This is a genomic window from Rhodococcus sp. PSi06 (genome assembly GCF_054960675.1).
Genome location: NZ_JBHNYO010000011.1, coordinates 89,603 through 105,718 on the forward strand (window position 1 = coordinate 89,603; position 16,116 = coordinate 105,718).

Sequence of the window (16,116 nt, forward strand, 5' to 3'; positions counted from 1 at the left end):
GGTCCACGTTAACTTTGTGTTACTCAACCGGCTGAGGGGTTAGTTTGCCCACGTCAGAGGCGGTGTGGTGACCGAGCTAACGTGAGGCTGGTCTCAATCGAGTCCGCGCTGGGCGGTTTTGCTCCCGCGACGTGACGCCGCTCTCTGAATCAGGAAGATTCCGACGCCCACGGCACCGACCGCCAGTCCCGACCAACAGGTGGCCGATGCGTCGCCGGTGCGGTCTCCGCCGGCGGTGAACACCACCAGTGCGACGATCCAGCCGAGTATGCCGATCGCCAACACCGGAACCGGATCGGTGAGGCTGCGCGGGATCTGGGGAATGTCGGCCACGAAATCACGCTACGCCACGCGGCCGTCTCGGCTTCGCCGTTGCAGTTACCGAACTGCTGCGGTGTGCTTTATCGTTCGCTCATGCAATTGTCGTCGCGGCTACTCGACAACTACTTCAAGATCACCGAACGCGGCTCGACGGTGGGGTCCGAGGTTCGGGGAGGCGTGGTCACCTTCGTGGCCATGGCCTACATCGTCGTCCTCAATCCTCTGATTCTCGGTAGCTTCTCCGCCGACGACGCAGCGGCCAAGACCGACGTGCTCGGCAACATCCTGCCGGTGGCTCAGGTTGCCGCCGTGACAGCGCTGGTGGCGGGGTTCATGAGTATCGCGTTCGGCATCATCGCGAACTATCCCTTCGGTATAGCGGCCGGCCTGGGCATCAACACCCTGCTCGCGGTGACCATCGCACCGCAGGTGACATGGCCCGAGGCGATGGGGCTGGTGGTCATCGACGGCATCATCATCGTGCTGTTGGCTGTCACCGGGTTCCGCACCGCAGTGTTCAACGCGATTCCGCCCGAGCTCAAAGCAGCGATCGCCGCCGGCATCGGCGCGTTCATCGCGCTCATCGGACTGGTCGATTCCGGCTTCGTGCGCCGCATCCCCGACGCCGCTGGTACGACGGTTCCCGTCGGGCTCGGTATCGACGGTTCCATCGCGTCGTGGCCGACGGTCATCTTCGTGTTCGGCCTGTTGCTGATGGGTGTACTGGTGGTCCGCAAAGTGCGCGGCGGTCTGCTGATCGGCATCGTGGTCACGACGGTGCTCGCGGCCATCGTCGAAGCGGTGACCGATGTCGGTCCGTCCAACGGTGTCGACCCCAAGGGGTGGAACCTGTCGGTGCCGCAGTTGCCCAGCCAGCTGGTGCAGTCGCCCGATCTGTCGTTGGTCGGAGACGTCGATCTCGTCGGAGCCTTCACCCGCATCGGTGTGCTGGCGGCGAGCCTGCTGGTGTTCACGCTGGTGCTCGCCAACTTCTTCGACGCGATGGGCACGATGACCGGCTTGGGCAAGGAGGCGAAGCTGGACAAGGACGGGGCACTGCCGAATATCGGGAAGGCCTTGGTCGTCGAGGGCGCGGGGGCAATCGTCGGTGGCGGCGCGTCGGCGTCGTCGAACACCGTGTTCGTGGAATCGGCGTCCGGTATCGCCGAGGGAGCCCGCACCGGGCTGGCCAACGTGATCACGGGATTGTTGTTCTTGCTGGCGATGTTCTTCACTCCGCTTACGGCCGTCGTCCCGATCGAGGCGGCCGCTCCGGCCCTGGTGGTGGTGGGTGCGTTGATGATCGGGCAGGTGCTCGACATCGACTTCCGACGCTTCGACTACGCGCTGCCGGCCTTCCTGACCATCGTGGTGATGCCGTTCACGTACTCCATCGCCAACGGGATCGGCGTCGGATTCATCACCTGGGTCGTACTTGCGGTCGGATCCGGCCGTGCGAAGTCGGTACATCCCCTGTTGTGGATCGTCGCGTTGCTGTTCGTCGTGTATTTCGCCGTGGGACCCATCACCGAGGCGGTTACATGACGCGCGGTCGGTACCAGGGCGTATTCTCTGCGCTGTGACGTCGGGAAACATAGTTAATGACAATCGGGCATTGGCAAGCGATCTCTCGCTTGCGGTGGTGAGGCTGACTCGCCACCTTCGGGGTAGGCGAGTGGACTCGCAAGTATCACTGACTCAGCTGTCGGCTCTGGCCACACTGAGCCGGGAGGGCGACATGACGCCCGGTGCGTTGGCTGCGCGGGAGAGGGTGCAGCCGCCGTCCATGACGCGAGTGATCGCGTCGTTGGCCGAACTCGGCCTCGTGGTGCGCACACCGCACCCCACCGATGGACGTCAGGTGATCGTCTCGCTCTCGCCCGCCGGTAGCGAGCTGATCGCGGACGAGGCCAGCGCGCGCGAGGCCTGGATGACCGCGCAGCTAGCGGGCCTCACACCCGAGCAGCTCGACACCTTGCGTGATGCGGTGAACATCATCGGTGCCCTGGTGAGCGACTCCGAGTAGTTACCTAGGTTTATTATCTGAGTGGTGGCCCCTGCTTCTCGTACATCCGGTTCGACGATGTTCGCTGCCCTGAAGACTCGCAACTATCGATTGTGGGCGTCAGGACAGATCGTCTCGCTGGTCGGAACGTGGATGCAGCGGGTTGCCCAGGACTGGCTCGTTCTCACGCTGTCCGGCGGCAACGGCTTCGCGGTCGGCATCGTCATGGCGCTGCAATTCGGTCCGACGCTGTTTCTCTCGGTCTGGGGCGGAGTGCTGGCAGACCGATACGACAAGCGCAAGCTCCTCATGATCACCCAGGTCTTCGCTGCGCTCTGCGGCCTGGTGCTCGGCCTGCTGGACGTCGGGAACGTGGTCCAACTGTGGCACGTCTACGTCATTGCTTTCATCCTCGGTTGTTCGTCGGCCATCGACGCGCCGGTGCGGCAATCGTTCACCATCGAAATGGTGGGCAAGGAAACCCTCGCGAACGCGATCGCCTTGAACTCCATGACCTTCAACATGGCGCGGATCGTCGGGCCTGCGGTGTCCGGGGTGCTCATCACCCTTGTCGGTACCGGCTGGGTGTTTCTCATCAACGCGGTGTCGTTCGCCGCAGTGTTCGGTGCCCTACTGGCGATGAACGTCGATCGGCTCTTCCGCGTGGAACCGGCACCGCGAGCCAAAGGGCAGGTGCGAGAGGGCTTTCGGTACGTCTGGAGCCGGGGAGACCTCCGTGTTCTGCTGGCGACGGTGTTCATGGTCTCGACGTTCGGCCTCAACTTTCCGCTGAGTCTGTCGGTGTTGGCGCGCAACACGTTCGGCAGCGGAGCCGACGCCTACGGATTGCTCTCGACCACTCTGGCGGTCGGCACGTTGGCGGGAGCGACACTGGCTGCCCGGCGCGCGTCCGCCCCGAGGTTGCGCCTCTTCATCGGTGCGGTCATCGCCTTCGGACTCTTCGAGCTGCTCGTGGGGCTGATGCCCAATTACGTTCTGGTGGCAATACTGCTGGTACCCACCGGCGCACTGACACTGACGTTCACGACGTCGGCGATGAACATTCTGCAGATGTCCGTGCCATCCGACATGCGTGGGCGAGTGATGGGCATCTACATGCTGTGTTTTCTCGGCGGAACTCCGCTGGGCAGCCCGGTGCTCGGATGGTTCGCCGACGTACTCGATCCACGCGCACCGCTGCTGTTCGGCGGCATCATCTCACTCGCGACGGGGATCTTCGCAGCGGTGTATCTGCTGCGACACAACAACTTGCGGATCACCGTGGTACCGCCCGCCGACGGTCACCGGCTGCCCACCCTCGACACGGTGGCCGCAACCACCAAGGTGTGACGGGAATCAGATCCACCCGTGGCGCCGGGCCAGCGCGCAGGCCTCGTGCCGATTCGCCGCGCCGAGCTTCGCAGCGGCGGCGGACAGGTAGTTGCGCGTGGTCCCCGGAGACAGATGTGCGCGCTGTGCGATTTCCGCGATCGACGCACCGTCGGCAGCGAACTCGAGTACGTCCGCCTCACGCGGTGTGAGCGGGGAATCCCCGGCCCCGATGGCTTCCGCAGCGAGCGTGGGATCCACGTAGCGACCACCGCCGTGCACGGTGCGCACCACCTCGGCCAGGGTGGCAGCGGAGGTGGTCTTCGGCAGAAATCCCCGCACGCCGGCCTCCAGTGCCTTCTTCAGGTAACCCGGTCGACCGTGGCTGGTGACGATGATCGACGCGCAGGCCGGCAGGGTCTCGGCAATTTTCTGGGCCGTCTCGATGCCGTCGATCCCGCCCATCTGCAAGTCCAGTACCGCCACATCGGGTGCCAGGGTGGCGGCCACGGTCAGCGCCTGTTCACCGGAGTCGGCCTGACCGACGATCTCGATGTCGTCCTCGAGATCGAGCATCGTCGCCAGCGCGGTTCTGATCAGGTTCTCGTCGTCGGCCAGTAGAACTCGAATCATGGTGTGGTCCTCGGCTTCTGGTTCGACGCGGGTAACTCCGCGATGAGGGTGAAGTGCTCGGTCGTCTTCTCCGTGTTCATCGCCCCTCCGACTGCGACCAACCTTTCGCGCAGGCCGCTCAAGCCGGTGCCGTCGTCGCGGCCGGTCGATGCCTGCGGATTGTCGTTGATCAGTCGAATGCTGCGCTCGGTCAGCTCGATCCGGCAGTAGGTGGCCTCGGAATGTCGCAGGATGTTCGTCACTCCCTCGCGGACCACCCACGCTGCCGCCTCGGCGGCTCGCTCGGACAGGGCCGATGTCTCACCGACCAGTTCGGTGGAGATGCCGGCGGCGGACAGCAGCGATCGAGCGCCGTCCAGTTCCGACGCCACATCGACCGATCGGTAGCCCCGAACCAGCTTTCGGGCGTCGGTCATGGATTCCTGAGCGAGAATGCGCACCTCGTCCATCTGGCCGGCCGCTCGGTCGTCCCCTCGACGAGCCAGTGTCGCGGCAAGTTCGCTCTTGACGGCGATGGCAGACAAGGCGCGTCCGACGACGTCGTGCAGATCACGCGAGAACCTCAAACGTTCCTCGGCAACGGAGAGCGCAGCAGCGGCGTCGCGGGTGGCGTCGAGTTCGGTGACGATGCGCAGCAGCCACGCCGACAGTTGCACGGTGAACGCCATGAAGGCAATGAAGAGGCCGAGTATCAGAGTTTCCACTGCCGGGGTTCCCAGAGCCGCCGCGAGCGCAGCGGCGGCGACGGCCGCCACCAGAGACCATCGCAATGGAATCCGGGTCGCAACTGCGGTGGTGACCAATACGCCGGCCCACAGGGTGTTGCTCGTGGTCCCGCCGGCGACCAGGACCACAGCGGCGACGGCCAGGATCGCCAACGGGATTCGTGGGTCGGCCGTCGACTCGCCGCCGAGTGCGGGGGTGCGCTGCACGACCACGAAGGCGGCGGCGGAGCAGGCCGCCATCGCTGCCATCGAGAGATAGTCGTCGAACTGCAATGACGTCAGCACCCCTGCCGCGGCAACAGCGACGGAGATCAGCAGAAACGACTGGCGGGTGTAGACGCGTACCTTGTCCACTGCACTGCTGTCGTTCCAGCCGTGCAGTGGATTGAGGTACTCGTACAGCTTCATGATCTCCAGCCTTGCAGATGGACGGGGAAGGGGGCGGTCTAGGACCGCGGTTCCCAGCGGAAGTGCGTCCGGGCGATCAGCAGGCTTCCGACGATCCAGGCCAGCATCACCGCCAGAGGCATGGCGGCCTCGCCGAAGGTGCCGGCGAACTCGAACGACGCGTCGCCGGGAGTGGTGTTACCGAACCAGCCCAGATTCAGCAGGTCCGACACCGCGGCCATGGGGGTCAGGTCGATGACGTTCCTCAGTGAATCCGGGACGACGCCGCGCAGCGCGGACGAGCCGGCCAACGCGATCAGAATGACCGGCAGGCTGGTGATCTGTGCCGCTTCGGCGTTGCGGGTGAAGGTCGAGGTGATCAGTGCCAGTGCGGCGAACAGCCCGGCACCGCCGAGGAGGGCCACGGCGACGAGCAGCACGTTGACGGGAACTGGCCCACCGAAGGCGATCACCACAGCTCCGACGATCACACCGAGGGCGACGGTGAGGATCAGCGAGGGTATTGCCGGGCCGAGCAGAATCTGGACGTCCGAGCTCTCGCCGGTGCGAAGTCGCTTGAGCACCAACTCGTCTCGACGGGTGGCGTAGACCGAGAGCATGTTGTAGTAGACCACGAGCACCACCAGGAACAATGCGAAGATCTCCAACGCACTCGCGACGCCTGCGTCTTTCAGTCCGCCGTCACTCCGGCTGCCGATGATCAGCAGCGCGATAGGGAAGATCAACGGCATGACGATCGCGTTGAACAGAAGTACTCGGTTGCGTCCGAGCAGCGTGAATTCTGCTCGCGACAGGGCGGTCATCGTGCTCATGCGCTCATCACCTCGGTCTTTTCGATAGCTGGGTCGTTCACAGTGGAGTTGTCGAATTCGTCTGCGATGGAGAGGAACACGGTCTCCAGTGATGCCGCGCGGGCATCCAGACCGTGCAGAGTGACGCCATTGGTGCGGGCCCACACGAGCAGGTCGGTGAGCGTGTCCTGTACCGATGATGTCTGGATCGAGACGGTGTCACCCGAGACGTCGATCGACGTACCGGGCAGCGACGGCAATGCCGTGCCGGGGGCCTTCAACTCGATCTTCGCCGGGTGGTCGGCGACCACCTCGTCCACGGTGCCGCTGCGAACGACTCTGCCGCGGTGCATGATCGCGAGTCGATCGCACAGGGACTCGGCCTCGTCCAGGTAATGAGTCGTCAACATGATCGTCACGCCGGAGTCCTTCAGCTCCTGAATCAATCGCCATGTGTTGCGACGACTTTCGGGATCGAGCCCGGTGGTCGGCTCGTCCAGGAACAGGATGCGCGGACGGCTGATGATCGCGCAGGCGAGGTCCAGCCTGCGCTGCTCGCCGCCGGAGAGAAACTTCACCCGGGTATCGGCGCGATCGGCCAGGTCGACGCGTTCGAGCACGTCCGCCACCGGCAGTGGATCACTGCAGGTACCTGCCCACATCCGCAGGCTCTCGGCGGTTGTCAGATCCTGTGGCAGGCCGCCTTTCTGCAACATGATGCCCAGAGCCGGGCGCACCTTACGGCGATCGGCCACCGGATCCATTCCCATGATCCGGACGGTTCCCTTGCTGGGGCGCGAAAGACCCTGGATCACTTCGAGAGTGGAGGTCTTGCCGGCACCGTTGGTGCCCAACAATCCGAACAGCTCGCCCTCGGCGATATGCAGATCGAGGGCTTGGACGGCCTCGTACGCGTTCTTGCCCGAGCCGTAGCGGCGCGTCATTCCGTCGACGTCGATGATGCTCATGATTGCTTCTCCCAGTGCCGCAGTCCGATGACGAACCGGACGCCCATGAAGGCGACGATGACGCCGAGTGCGACGAACGCCGGAAGGGACGTGCCGACGATCGCGAACAACACGGCGACAATGGCCAAGCTGATGACGATGACGACGATCTCACGCGCCATCGTCGGAGCTGGCCCGATCTCCATCAGATCGGTGAACAGGTTTCCTTCGTCTGGTTGCTTCATGACTACGAGTCTGCTGCGCCCGAACCGCCGAAAACAGTGCAGCGCATCATGACCTGAAGTGACACCGTCACGGTCCAGCCATGACAAAAGTCATGGTCCTTTTCGCTCGGGTTTCTCCACCCGTTCTCCACCCGTGGGTCGATTCGCCACCCTCGCGATCTTCGTAGCGTTACTGCCATGAACATCGCAACGATTGCTCTCGTAGTCCTTCTGGTCGGATACCTGCTGGTGCGGCGCATGACCGGCCAGCTCATGGAAGCCCGGCGCCTGCTGATAATTCCAGCGATCCTCGCCCTCGTCGGGCTGACGACACTCGACTCGACGGTCCTGTCGCCCATGGCGATCGGGTTCCTCCTCCTCGGCTGCGTCGTCGGAATCGTCCTCGGTGCGATCCGCGGTTACACCGTCAGAATCACCGAGCGAGACGGGATGGTGTGGATGCGGTACTCCGTCGCGTCGATCGGTCTGTGGATCGCCGCCATCGCCGTTCGGATTCTGCTCATTCCCTTGGAGGTCGTCATAGACCCGACTGCCGCCTCTGCCGCCGGCCAGGCCACGATGCTGGCCGTGGGCATCGGATTCCTCGCCGAGTCGGTCGCCGTCCTCTACCGAGCCATGCACTTGGACGCAACCATCGTGTGGCGCGCCGACAAGGCCGGAAACCACACCACGTCGCCTACGCTGACCGACATGCACAATCGGGTTCGCGGCGGAGGGTCGAAGATTCGGTGACATCGGCACCCCACTCCGACGTACGGTTGCCCACGCTCGACCGCCTCCGGCTGTCGAGCCGGCCGTATGTCGCGATCGTCGTGATCGTCGGGGCCTTCGCCACCTCGGACCTGAGCAATCCGCTCGTACTTGCGCTGCTCGTCGTCAACGGTGTGGTGCTACTGGCCTCGTCGCTTCCACGACGGTTGATCGGCCCTGGGATCTCTCTGGCCGGCGCGGGTGTCGCGCTGATCGCCTCTGCGGCAATCCTGGCCGTGGACGGCACGGCTGCGGCTACTCTGTTTCCGTTTCTGTTTGCGGGACATGCAGGGTGGCGGTTCAAGCCGTCGATCTCGTTCCCGTTCGCGATCTCGCTCAGCGTGGCGTGCGCAGCCGCTCTGTGGGTTGCAGAGCACAGTGGTGTCGACGGATGGCCCTGGGCTGCAGGATTGTTCGCGGGTTGGCCGGTACTGATCGGGTACTCGCGGCGCAGTCGGCTGGACGCACTGCTCAATGCGCGCCGCGCCACCGATGCCGAACTTCGCGAGCATGCCCTGGCCGAGCGGGCCCGCATCGCGCGCGATATTCACGACGTTCTCGCTCACTCGCTGTCCGGCGTCAACATGCAACTCGAAGTCGCCGACGCGTTGCTCGACGCGGGCCGCGTCGAGGAGGCCAGAGCGGCAGTGGGCAAGGCGCAGAGTCTCGCTCGGGAAGGGCTCACCGAAACCCGCCGTGCCGTCCAGACTTTGCGTCAGGATGCGCTGCCCCTCGTGCCGACGTTGGCCGCACTCGTGGGTGATGACGCGAGCTTCCGTGTCGACGGCACACCGCGAGATCTCGATACCTCGCAGGCCCAGTTCCTGGTCCGGTGCGCGCAGGAGGCGATGACCAACACTCGCAACCACGCCCCCGGCGCTGCCGTCGAGGTACTACTTCGGTTCGATGCCGGATCGGTCGAACTCTCCGTGACCAACGGTCCGGCCCCGTCGCTGCCAGAAACGGTCGAGAGCACCGGAATGGGCCTGGTCGGCATGCGCGAACGCGCGGCCCTCGTGGGCGGGTCGGTCACTGCAGGTCCGGACGGGCGAGGCTGGGTCGTGCGCGCCGAAGTGCCTCTGCGACAACCTATCGAGTCCGACACGGAAGCTAGAGCATGAGCATTCGGATTGTGATCGCGGACGACCAGGCGTCGGTACGCGAGGCGCTGGCAGTGATGTTGGATCTGGTCGAGGACATCACCGTCGTCGCCACCGCAACGGACGGCGACAGCGCCGTCGCCGAAGTACAATCCGCGATGGGCGTTGAGCCCCTCGACGTCGTGCTGATGGACCTACGAATGCCGGGTACCGACGGGATCGAGGCGACGCGAATCCTCAAAGGACTCTTTCCCGATCTGCCCGTGGTGGTGTTGACGACCTTCTCGGACGAACGCTCGATTCTCGACGCACTCGGCGCGGGCGCCCGCGGCTATCTCACCAAGGACGCCGGACGGGTGGAGATTGCGGCGGCACTGCGGGCAGCAGCCGCCGGGCAGGCGGTGCTGAACCCGGAGGTGCAGGCCCGGTTGCTCGGAGCCGTCGAGCAGTCGCGTCCGCCCGAGATCCCGGCCGGTCTGACCCCGCGCGAGGTCGAGGTTCTCCGGGCCATCGCGGCGGGCCTGTCCAACCGGGAAATCGCTCAGCAGATGTTCGTCAGCGAGGCGACGGTCAAGACACACATCAACCATCTGTTCGCCAAGGCACAGTTGCGAGACCGGGCTCAGGCCGTGCACTTCGCCTTCACCCACGGGCTGGCCGGGCAGACGCGCTAGAAGCCCCAACCCATGACTGCGGGACGGTCCGTACCGAATGTCAGGTCCAGTGCCTGCAGTGATGCTTCGTTGCGGGCGGTGAGGCGGTTGGACTGGGCGAACAGTCGGGCCCGGTGGGTGCCGAAGTAGATACTGGCGAGCACGTCGATGTCGAGTTCGATGTCCGGCTCGGACTCCACCCGGGTGCAGGTGGCTCTGCCGTCGGTGATGGTGAGCGAGTAGGTCCCGCCTGCGTCGAGGAAGGGATCGCGGACGGCGATGGTCAGCGACGTGTCGAGCGCGTACGTCCTCGCCTCGAGTGCTGCTTCCACATGCATGATGCGTGCCCACAACGTGTCGTGATGGGCAGTCACCTTCGGCAGGCGGTAGTCGGTCAGCAGGAACGGCAACGCCTCGTCGCGTGACTGTTGAACCTCGATCGTGTCGGCCAGGTCGACACCGACGAGGACCTGCCACAGCGCGGAATACGCCTCGTCGGTGATCGCGATGAACTCCTGTACCACCACGCGACTCGGGTTCCGTCCGCGCCGGTAGGCGACGTACCCGTCGGGATGGACGATGAAGAACAGGGCAGTCAGCCCGCCGCGCCGATTCTCCCGATCTGCGAAGAAGCGTTCCCACCGAATCGGCGGCTTGGGCTGTGCACCTGCTGTCTGCTGCTGCCACCGGTGATAGATATCGGGAAGAAGTGCCGGAGCCTCCGCCGTTTCGATGAGACGCACACCGGTGGGCGGGGGAACCTCCTTGCGGAACTGCGCGAATCGACGGTCCAGCGAGATGCTGACTTCCTCGGTCACCGGTCCGTAGCCGAAACGCCCGTAGATGGTTGCCTCGCTGGCCGTCAGCAGTGACAACGGCGCTCCCGCGTCGTTGAGGGCACGGTGCTGCTGAGTGAACATCGACCGCAGAATGCCCCGCCGGCGATGGGTGGGGGCCACCGATACCCAGGAAACTCCGGACGCGTCGAGCTGTGCTCCGCCGGGAACCGTGACAGACATGGGGAAATGCATCGCCACGCCCACCGGAGTGGTGCCGTCCCACGCCATGTAGAAGTGCTCGGAATTGGTCAGAATCTGGGTCTCGGCCAGGTCCTCGGCGTTCTGGTGTTCGCCGAACGCGTGCGCGTCGAGCAGCGCGACGGCATCCCAGTCGTCGTCGGTTGCGGTTCGGATGGTGATCGATTCGTCGGTAGTCATCGCTGGCAACTTTTCCATACAGGAGTAGTTCGTCGTCGGGGGACTGCCAGAAATGTCGGGTGACAAGATGAGCGGGTGGTTCATGTAATCGATGTCGACGATCCCCTCGACCCCCGGCTGGACGACTTCCGCGACCTCAACTCCTCGGATCGCCGCCCTGATCTGCCCGAGGGCAAAGGGTTGGTGATCGCCGAGGGGGTGCTCGTTGCGCAGCGCCTGCTGACATCCCGTTTTCCGATGATCAGCCTGCTCGGCGTGGATCGACGGCTCGACGCCTTGCGCGAGGATCTCGCGGAGTCGGATGTCCCGTTCTATCGGACGTCGGCGGAGGTGATGGCCGAGGTCGTCGGGTTCCATCTCAATCGCGGGGTGTTGGCGGCGGCGAACCGGCCGCCTGCACTGGATCTGGACGAGGTGTTGGCCGACGCGAAGACGGTGGCGATTCTCGAGGGCGTCAACGATCACGAGAATCTCGGCTCGATGTTTCGCAATGCGGCCGGTCTCGGGGTGGATGCGGTGTTGTTCGGTGCGGCGTGTGCCGATCCGCTCTATCGTCGTTCGGTCCGGGTGTCGATGGGGCATGTGCTGCGCGTGCCGTTCGCGAAGGTGCCCGAGTGGGCGCGCGGCCTCGATCGCGTTCGTGCGCACGGCTTTCAGCTGATTTCGCTGACCCCCAATCCGGAGGCGGTGTCGCTGGCCACGGCGATGACGGGGGAGAAGGTTGCCCTGCTGCTCGGTGCCGAGGGCCCGGGTCTGACCGAACATGCCATGCGCGCCACTGATATTCGTGCTCGGATTCCGATGGCACCGGGCACCGATTCACTCAACGTGGCGACGGCTGCGGCGATGGGATTCTACGAACGCGTGCGTCTGACGTGAGTGATCTCGACCCGGGTGTCCGCTGGACCGGCATTCCGATTGCCGTGGTCTCGGCGATTCTCGTGGCGGTGGCACTGGCGGCGTTCGGTATGGAACTGGCGCGAGTGCATCCGTTGCTCGCGATCGGCCTCAACCTCGTCGTCGTGGCAGGCGCGGCGCCGACGGTCCTGCGGTGGCTCCGCGTCCCGGTGTGGCGCTGGGCTGTCTACGGTGCGGGTGTCGGTGCGCTACTGAGCTTCGTGGCTCTGGCGGCCCTGGCGTTCTGACCGACCGACCGCGGGCAGGGTTGCACGCTACCGGCGACAATCGACGGGAACCCGTCGCCGGCGGTTCCCGTCGTGCAACGGTGCCCACGCCGGCCGGGCGAAGCGACTACTTCCGGGAGAACCAACGCTTCTTCGGTCGCTGCGGCGGCTCGGCCGATTCCGGTGCGGGTGCACTCTGGACCGGGACGTTCTGGGGTTGCGGCTCCTGCCCCGGCACGTACATGGTGAAACCGCAGACCGGCACTGTGTTGGGGTCCAGCTCGCCGGGGTGTGGGCCGCCGGTGTAGCGGAATCCGAGCCATTCGGCGTTGGCGGCCTCGGCGAATTCCTGCGGGTGAAACGGCAGGGACTGCGGGTCCGGCATCACTCCGGGGGGATAGATCAGCGGGTGCTCACCGGCCCAGAAGGATCGCTCCCACACCAGCGGCAGGCCCGCGTCCTCGTAGATGTACACCGGGGTGGCGCTGAACGATCGGCGAAATTCTCCACGTTCCCAGTAGGCGAATGCGCCCCACGCGTGCTCGGGATCCGAGGCGACGAGGTAGGTGTGCTCGGATGCCAGAGGGCGAGTGAAGGATTCGGGGAGCGTCGACGGTGTGGGCACCGAAAGATTGGACCCGCACACCACGGTGACGCCCGGATAGCAGCCGATGAAGACGTGATCGTCGTCCACGCCCGCCGAGGTCGAGATCGGCCCCTGAGCGAGGGGTACCGCGGTCAGGTGGGGGTACAGGCGGCCGACGAGAGCCGTCGCAGCATTCCAGTCCGAGGTGGTCGCCTCTCTGAGGACAGAAATGGGATCCGGTGTGTCCACGTACCAGATCGTTGATGCTTTGGCCCCCACTACCGGCACCTCTCTCTCCGTAAGCTCCGTCGGAAGCCTACGGTGTGAGCGTCGGCAGTTCGTCACCGAGCGGTGAATCGGTCACGACGAGGTCAGTTGTGACCGCTGCTGCGGACGCCGAGCAGGACGTCTTCCCAGGACGGCATGGCCGGCTTGCCGCGCTTGTCCTTGCCGCCGTGACCGGGGGCAGCCTTGGGTGCGGGCTTGGGCTCCCTGGCCACCGGCTCGCGCGGCTGCTCGACATCGGGGGTCGGCGTCTCGTCCACCTCGACCTCGATGGTCTCGGCTTCGAGTTCGCTGTCGGAGGTGGTTCCGTAGTACTCGTCGAAGCTCTGCTGCGAGGCCTCGTCGTCCGCGGACGCGAGTGCGCGTACCGGAGCGAGGCCGCGCAGCTGGCGTCCGAAGTCGGGATCGATCAACTCGTGTGCGGTGTCGTCGAGCGGCGCGATGGTGCCGCCGTGGCCGTCGGGCAGGAACTGCCAGTGCGCCTTGTTGGTGGTGCGTCCCGCTTGCCACTTGAGCTGCGCAACCCACTTGTTGTCCTCGTCGCGCCAGGCGTCCCATTCTGCGTCGTCGAGATTGTGGCCCCGAGTGCGGAAGGCGAGAGTGACGATGTCGAGCAACGTCTGGACGGCAGGACCGTCGTGGCGCAGCGGATGGCCTGCCTGAGCCATCGACGCGGCCTGTGAGCGCTCGAGCAGGACGGGGTGCGCGAACACCTCGACGCGGCTGACGGCCATTCCGGAATCGGCGGCGACCTGTTCGATGGTCGCTCCGCTCCGAATTCGAGCCTGAATTTCCTTCGGACGAAGCAAGCTGTCCATTTCGATCTCAATCTGTCCTAGTCGAGCGATGTCGCCGCGTGAGGCTGCGCGGAGTTTGTCGTCGGCTGGAAGCCGGAATCTGTCGCCGGTCTTGGGATCTGCGCAGACGACGAACTTTCCGTCGGCCTCGAGACCCACCACGTGTAAGTCTCGCACCTTGACCTCCTCATCGCGCCGGCTCGCGATACCGTCGAATTCGACCCTAGTTCACCGGGTGTATCCGGTGGGTGTCCGACACGCACCGCGATCGCCGGCGATCGTTTCTCTCTCAGAGAGTAGACAGCTGCGGGCTCGGCTGCACTCGATCGGCCGATGTTGCGCCAATTGCATTGCGGCGCAACATCGATCCGTCTCGGTAGAGGTACAGCGCGCCCAGGCCGAGGCCGATGCTCAGGGCGAGCGCGTGGCCGACGGCGGTGAACGACGGGTTCGATATTCCGCCCACGGCGACGACCCCGATCCACAGGGACGCCCAGCCCAGCCGCCACGGCATCGGCAGGAAGCTGATCATGGACCCGGCCACCGCTGCTGCTGCGTAGCTGGCCCCCACGTCGACGGCCATTGCCAGCGAGTCGGCCAACCAGTCGACGCGTATTCCGATGAACAGTCCGACGGCCACCAACACCGTCGCGCCGATGTGGCCGGCACCGAAGGTGAGCAGGAAGCGTCGCCATCCGGACATCCATTCGGCGACGGCGAACAGGAGTGCGATACCGGCCAACCAGAGCCAGTCCACCGGACCTTCGGTGAGGAAGACGCTCGTGACGAGGGTGGCGAGATGGCCGTCGGTCAGGTTGTGCAGATTGGTACTCGCCGCACGCAGCACGTGCCAGCGAGCGTGCGGCCCGATCTGCCCGAGTGCGACGGTTCCTGCCGCTGTGAGCAGGCAGTACACGAGTGTCACCCGCAGTCGTAGGACGATGGACAGGAGCCTGGACATACGAACGCTCCCTCCGAGGTCGTTACGCCTGCGTATTTCATTGCAAGTGTAGGCCTCGAAGGGAGCGGTGCAGCTGTGAGTGCGCTGTCAGGTACCTGCTAGCCCAGCGTGGAGACGACCCAGTCGATGCTCTTCGTCAGCGCGGTGATGTCGTCCGGTTCGATGGCGGGGAACATACCGACACGAAGCTGATTGCGTCCCAGCTTGCGGTACGGCTCGGTGTCGACGACGCCGTTGGCGCGCAGGATCTTCGCAACCTGGGCTGCGTCGACCTTCTCGTCGAAGTCGATGGTTCCGACGACCTGGCTGCGGTGATCCGGGTTCGACACGAACGGCGTCGTGAACTCGGTCTTCTCGGCCCAGTCGTACAGGCGTGAGGACGATTCCGCGGTCCGCTTCGTGGCCCAGTCCAGGCCACCCTGGGAGTTGAGCCATTCGATCTGGTCTGCGAAGAGCAGCAGCGTTGCCACTGCTGGGGTGTTGTACGTCTGGTCCTTGCTGCTGTTGTCGACGGCGATCGGCAACGACAGGAAGTCCGGGACCCAGCGCTTCGAGGCGGCGATCTCGTCGACGCGGGCGAGTGCGGCCGGGCTCATCAGCGCGACCCACAGACCACCGTCGGCGGCGAAGCATTTCTGCGGAGCGAAGTAGTAGACGTCGGCGTCGGCGACGTTCACCGGCAGACCGCCTGCGCCGGACGTGGCGTCGATCGCGACGAGCGCGTTCTCCGAGCCGGCCGGACGGCTGACCGGGATGGCCACGCCGGTCGACGTCTCGTTGTGGGCCCAACCGATGAGGTCCACCGACGGGTCGGAGGTCGGCTCGGGCGCGCTGCCCGGATCGGCCGAGACGACGATCGGATCGCCGATGAAGGGGTTGTTCTTGGCCACCGAGGCGAACTTCGAGCTGAACTCACCGTTGGTGAGGTGCAGCGACTTCTCGCGGATGAGGCCGAACGCAGCGGCATCCCAGAATGCAGTGGTGCCGCCGTTGCCGAGGACGACCTCGTAGCCCTCGGGCAGCGAGAACAGGTCCTTCAGGCCACTGCGTACGCGTCCGACAACGTCCTTGACGGGCTTCTGCCGGTGGCTGGTACCGAACACGGACGCACCGACGTCGACCAGGGACTGCAGCTGCTCGGGACGAACCTTGGACGGACCGCAACCGAAGCGTCCGTCGGCGGGAATAAGATCGGCGGGAATGATCGGCAAATCGGCCATGGAGTAGCGCGTCCTAAGG

The 16,116-nt window shown here is 65.2% G+C and carries 19 protein-coding genes; 8 read left to right on the forward strand and 11 right to left on the reverse strand.

What is annotated here, in order from left to right:
- Positions 1 to 93: 93 nt before the first annotated feature.
- On the reverse strand, positions 94 to 333 hold the full coding sequence (locus ACFI9K_RS15690) for a DUF2530 domain-containing protein (RefSeq protein ID WP_462664357.1): 240 nt from the start codon (positions 331 to 333) through the stop codon (positions 94 to 96).
- 81 nt (positions 334 to 414) lie between these two features.
- Between ACFI9K_RS15690 and ACFI9K_RS15695 the strand changes: the two genes are divergently transcribed.
- The 3 genes from ACFI9K_RS15695 to ACFI9K_RS15705 are packed head-to-tail and all read left to right on the forward strand — an operon-like array spanning position 415 to position 3,676.
- On the forward strand, positions 415 to 1,866 hold the full coding sequence (locus ACFI9K_RS15695; RefSeq protein ID WP_462664358.1) for an NCS2 family permease: 1,452 nt from the start codon (positions 415 to 417) through the stop codon (positions 1,864 to 1,866).
- A 49-nt stretch (positions 1,867 to 1,915) separates the two neighbouring features.
- Complete coding sequence (locus ACFI9K_RS15700) at positions 1,916 to 2,347, forward strand: Rv0880 family HTH-type transcriptional regulator (RefSeq protein ID WP_222092248.1); 432 nt, start codon at positions 1,916 to 1,918, stop codon at positions 2,345 to 2,347.
- Positions 2,348 to 2,404: 57 nt separating this feature from the next.
- The gene (locus ACFI9K_RS15705; protein ID WP_462664463.1) at positions 2,405 to 3,676 is read left to right on the forward strand and encodes an MFS transporter; all 1,272 of its coding nucleotides are present in this window, start codon (positions 2,405 to 2,407) and stop codon (positions 3,674 to 3,676) included.
- Positions 3,677 to 3,682: 6 nt separating this feature from the next.
- Here the strand turns inward: ACFI9K_RS15705 and ACFI9K_RS15710 are convergent, their stop codons facing one another.
- From ACFI9K_RS15710 to ACFI9K_RS15730, 5 genes are read right to left on the reverse strand one after another with little or no spacing between them, the layout of a single operon-like run.
- Positions 3,683 to 4,288, reverse strand: a complete 606-nt coding sequence (locus ACFI9K_RS15710) for a response regulator transcription factor (protein WP_222092249.1) — start codon at positions 4,286 to 4,288, stop codon at positions 3,683 to 3,685.
- Positions 4,285 to 5,421, reverse strand: coding sequence for a sensor histidine kinase (locus tag ACFI9K_RS15715; protein WP_462664359.1), 1,137 nt, complete (start codon positions 5,419 to 5,421; stop codon positions 4,285 to 4,287). The genes ACFI9K_RS15710 and ACFI9K_RS15715 overlap by 4 nt, the downstream gene beginning before the upstream one ends.
- A 38-nt stretch (positions 5,422 to 5,459) precedes the next feature.
- A complete protein-coding gene (locus ACFI9K_RS15720; RefSeq protein WP_462664360.1) occupies positions 5,460 to 6,233 on the reverse strand; it encodes an ABC transporter permease in 774 nt (257 codons plus the stop codon).
- Positions 6,230 to 7,180: an ABC transporter ATP-binding protein gene (locus ACFI9K_RS15725; RefSeq protein ID WP_032407636.1), complete on the reverse strand. Its 951-nt coding sequence runs from the start codon at positions 7,178 to 7,180 to the stop codon at positions 6,230 to 6,232. The genes ACFI9K_RS15720 and ACFI9K_RS15725 overlap by 4 nt, the downstream gene beginning before the upstream one ends.
- Positions 7,177 to 7,404, reverse strand: coding sequence for a hypothetical protein (locus ACFI9K_RS15730; RefSeq protein ID WP_174557234.1), 228 nt, complete (start codon positions 7,402 to 7,404; stop codon positions 7,177 to 7,179). The genes ACFI9K_RS15725 and ACFI9K_RS15730 overlap by 4 nt, the downstream gene beginning before the upstream one ends.
- A gap of 177 nt (positions 7,405 to 7,581) precedes the next feature.
- Between ACFI9K_RS15730 and ACFI9K_RS15735 the strand changes: the two genes are divergently transcribed.
- The 3 genes from ACFI9K_RS15735 to ACFI9K_RS15745 are packed head-to-tail and all read left to right on the forward strand — an operon-like array spanning position 7,582 to position 9,928.
- Positions 7,582 to 8,136, forward strand: a complete 555-nt coding sequence (locus ACFI9K_RS15735; protein ID WP_462664361.1) for a hypothetical protein — start codon at positions 7,582 to 7,584, stop codon at positions 8,134 to 8,136.
- The gene (locus ACFI9K_RS15740; RefSeq protein WP_462664362.1) at positions 8,133 to 9,275 is read left to right on the forward strand and encodes a sensor histidine kinase; all 1,143 of its coding nucleotides are present in this window, start codon (positions 8,133 to 8,135) and stop codon (positions 9,273 to 9,275) included. The genes ACFI9K_RS15735 and ACFI9K_RS15740 overlap by 4 nt, the downstream gene beginning before the upstream one ends.
- A complete protein-coding gene (locus tag ACFI9K_RS15745) occupies positions 9,272 to 9,928 on the forward strand; it encodes a response regulator transcription factor (RefSeq protein ID WP_462664363.1) in 657 nt (218 codons plus the stop codon). The genes ACFI9K_RS15740 and ACFI9K_RS15745 overlap by 4 nt, the downstream gene beginning before the upstream one ends.
- On the opposite strand, the gene ACFI9K_RS15750 is transcribed toward ACFI9K_RS15745, so the two are convergent.
- Positions 9,925 to 11,124: a GNAT family N-acetyltransferase gene (locus ACFI9K_RS15750; protein ID WP_462664364.1), complete on the reverse strand. Its 1,200-nt coding sequence runs from the start codon at positions 11,122 to 11,124 to the stop codon at positions 9,925 to 9,927. The two genes, ACFI9K_RS15745 and ACFI9K_RS15750, sit on opposite strands and share 4 nt — an antisense overlap.
- 75 nt (positions 11,125 to 11,199) lie before the next feature.
- Here ACFI9K_RS15750 and ACFI9K_RS15755 point away from each other — a divergent pair, with 75 nt between their 5' ends.
- A complete protein-coding gene (locus ACFI9K_RS15755; protein WP_462664365.1) occupies positions 11,200 to 12,003 on the forward strand; it encodes a TrmH family RNA methyltransferase in 804 nt (267 codons plus the stop codon).
- Complete coding sequence (locus tag ACFI9K_RS15760) at positions 12,000 to 12,269, forward strand: DUF2537 domain-containing protein (RefSeq protein WP_462664366.1); 270 nt, start codon at positions 12,000 to 12,002, stop codon at positions 12,267 to 12,269. Before ACFI9K_RS15755 ends, ACFI9K_RS15760 begins: the two co-directional genes overlap by 4 nt.
- Positions 12,270 to 12,375: 106 nt before the next feature.
- Here the strand turns inward: ACFI9K_RS15760 and ACFI9K_RS15765 are convergent, their stop codons facing one another.
- The 4 genes from ACFI9K_RS15765 to serC form a co-directional block, all read right to left on the reverse strand.
- The gene (locus tag ACFI9K_RS15765; protein WP_462664464.1) at positions 12,376 to 13,113 is read right to left on the reverse strand and encodes a DUF6928 family protein; all 738 of its coding nucleotides are present in this window, start codon (positions 13,111 to 13,113) and stop codon (positions 12,376 to 12,378) included.
- A gap of 92 nt (positions 13,114 to 13,205) precedes the next feature.
- On the reverse strand, positions 13,206 to 14,093 hold the full coding sequence (gene sepH / locus ACFI9K_RS15770; RefSeq protein WP_462664367.1) for a septation protein SepH: 888 nt from the start codon (positions 14,091 to 14,093) through the stop codon (positions 13,206 to 13,208).
- A gap of 112 nt (positions 14,094 to 14,205) precedes the next feature.
- Positions 14,206 to 14,877 carry a rhomboid-like protein gene (locus ACFI9K_RS15775; RefSeq protein WP_462664368.1) on the reverse strand — a complete coding sequence of 224 codons (672 nt, stop codon included), beginning with the start codon at positions 14,875 to 14,877 and terminating at the stop codon, positions 14,206 to 14,208.
- A gap of 98 nt (positions 14,878 to 14,975) precedes the next feature.
- Entirely contained in the window at positions 14,976 to 16,097 is a 1,122-nt protein-coding gene (gene serC, locus ACFI9K_RS15780; protein ID WP_462664369.1) for a phosphoserine transaminase, read from the reverse strand.
- Positions 16,098 to 16,116 lie beyond the last annotated feature (19 nt).